The following is a 2,710-nucleotide window of genomic DNA, read 5'->3' as shown; positions in this document are numbered from 1 at the left end:
CAGAAAGAATAGCGAGAAAGCTCCATACGAGAAGCCCAACAATCCCTCCTGTAATAATGCTATATAGAATAAAAGTACCTGCTCCTAAAAACTTCATTCTCTTATTGCCCCACTTTCCTAATAAGCACAGATCCTGATGCATTAATAATTTCTGACGTTGCCACAGGCAGGGCTTGTTACAGTTTAATTATTTCTTATCAATACTGGTGTTATACGTCTCAGCAGTACGATAGTTTCCACATGTGTGGAGTGCTTAATATTGATGGATAGAGAAGGGTAGCTTAAGCCCCCACAAATAATTAAATTGTACCTGGAGTCTTTTCCTTTGAGTTTCATTAAACATTCAAAAGCAAACTGTCACTTCTCATCTTTTATTTCGAACTATCAATATTAAACCATAGTCTTATTCAATTAATCCATTGCTCAGACCAATAAGCTTTCATAAAATTAAGGAGGTGTTCCAATACTTCACCGCTCCAAACAAGCGGTCCATGCATCATAACCAGCTATGCCGATCATATATTTGTCTTGAAAAATGTGCTGCCATTCTCTTCCTCTCGTATGCAGTGGACAATTCTCCAAAGAAATGTGCTTCGAAAATTTGCCTCTCCCGTTTACTCAAACAGTGCAGCAACGAGAGAAGATTTTCCATGAGTTCACGGCGAAGTAGATATTTCATAGGATCACTGCTTTGTTTATCCTCTTCATCAACAGAACGGGATAATCTAAACAAAATGCGGTCGATATCTCCCCAGTCCATCGATTGGCTGTCTTCTCGGAAACGATCCTTTATCGCAGCACTTCCAGTACCGAAACCTGTAAATGGCAGTTCTTTGGTGAACTGCCCGCCGCGTCGAAGCCTCATATAAGCTTGGTTGCGAATGATCCGTTGCAGCCATGGTAGAAACCGACTCGTGTCATCTAAGCTGCCGAGATGTAGAAATGCTCGAATCAGTGCATCCTGAACAATATCTTCCGCCAGATATGCGTCGCGTGCAATCTTGTTCACCAAGCCATATGCTCTTGCACGATGCGTACGGACAAGCTCGCTGAATGCTTCCTGGTCCCCGCTTCGAGCTCGTTCGACAAGCTCTCGGTCGCCCAATCGATCCCCTCTTTACCCTCTAATGATCTGATGCCATTCAAAGAAAATCTATCATCGAAACTCATTTAGCTAATAACATTAAAGCTTGAGTAAGAAACTTCCCTGTAAGTGAACCTTCCGTCTTTGCTACCTGCTCAGGTGTGCCGGATGCGACGATCATGCCGCCATTTCGTCCACCATCAGGGCCCATATCGATAACAAAGTCAGCGACCTTGATCAAATCCAGATGGTGCTCAATTACAAGGACCGAATGTCCAGCATCTACAAGTTGCTGCAGGCAATCAATAAGCTTCTGTATATCACTGAGGTGCAAGCCGGTGGTCGGTTCATCCAGCACGTACAGGTTGTGGCTGCCCCGCTTCATCTTGCTAAGTTCATAAGCAAGTTTGATCCGCTGCGCTTCTCCGCCAGACAATGTCGTTGAGGACTGGCCCAGCCTCAAATAACCTAGCCCAAGCTGAAAGAGTACATTCAGCTTATGCTGGATATATGGCTGCTCATCAAAAAACTCCAGCGCTTCCTCTATACTCATATCAAGTACATCGGCAATGCTCTTACCCTTCATCTTGACATCCAGCACATCACCATTGAATCTAGCTCCTTTGCAAACGGGACATATGGTTTCTACATCTGGCATAAACTGCAGCTGCGTGACTACAATTCCTTCTCCCTGGCAATTCTCGCAGCGGCCGCCATTTTTTTGATTGAAACTGAAATCATTCTTGCTCAGCTTAATGCCTGCTGCCTGAGCTTCTCCCGCAAACAACTCTCGAACCCGATCAAAAAAACCTACATATGTCGCTGGGTTGGAACGAGAGCTTCTCCCAATAGGGGACTGATCAATCGTAATAATGCCCGTTAGTGACTCATGGCCAGTAAGTGAATCATGCTCACCGGGTACAATCCTTGCATCGTGAAAAATGGAAAATAGCTGCTTGCACATCACCTCATTGATGAGAGTGCTCTTGCCTGATCCAGAAACGCCGGTTATGCATACCAAGACACCAAGCGGAATATCGACATTAACACTGCGTAAATTATTCGCTCTTGCTCCGCTGATCGATATAGCAAGTCCAGTCAGAGGACGGCGCCCGGAGGGAATCTCGATCGTCCTGACCCCGGATAGGAATGCTCCCGTTACCGATTCTGAAGCAGCTGCAAGCTGCTCCGCTGTGCCTTCCGCAATAATGTGTCCACCATTTCGTCCCGGCCCCGGACCAATTTCGATAATATGATCCGCGCTCCGAATCGTGTCCATGTCATGTTCAACGACGATGATCGTATTACCTAAATCTCGTAGTTTTTTTAGTGTATTCATAATACGAGAGCTATCTCTCGCATGAAGGCCTATGCTTGGCTCATCCAGCACATACAGCATCCCCATAAGACCTGAGCTGATCTGCGTAGACAATCGGATTCGCTGCGCTTCCCCACCTGATATGGTATCTGAACGCCGCCCCAAACTGAGATAATCAAGCCCGATGTCCAGAAGCAGTAGCAGACGTGACATGATTTCCGTCGTAATTTGTTTGCCTATATGCACTTTCGGCTCTACAAATTCCAGATTGCTCAAAAAATGCTGCAGCTCGCTAAGCGACATAACGC

The 2,710-nt window shown here is 45.7% G+C and carries 2 protein-coding genes; both read right to left on the bottom strand.

Translation table 11 applies throughout. The features are described 5' to 3' along the window. Positions 1-496: 496 nt before the first annotated feature. A complete protein-coding gene (locus tag AC1DWN_RS31805) occupies positions 497-1,105 on the bottom strand; it encodes an RNA polymerase sigma factor (RefSeq protein ID WP_477562850.1) in 609 nt (202 codons plus the stop codon). A gap of 61 nt (positions 1,106-1,166) precedes the next feature. Then, the coding region (locus AC1DWN_RS31800) for an excinuclease ABC subunit UvrA (RefSeq protein WP_477562849.1) at positions 1,167-2,710 on the bottom strand (1,544 nt) is incomplete at its 5' end.

The organism is Paenibacillus sp. P4_A7 (genome assembly GCF_056402455.1).
This window is presented reverse-complemented; position numbering and strand designations above follow the sequence as displayed.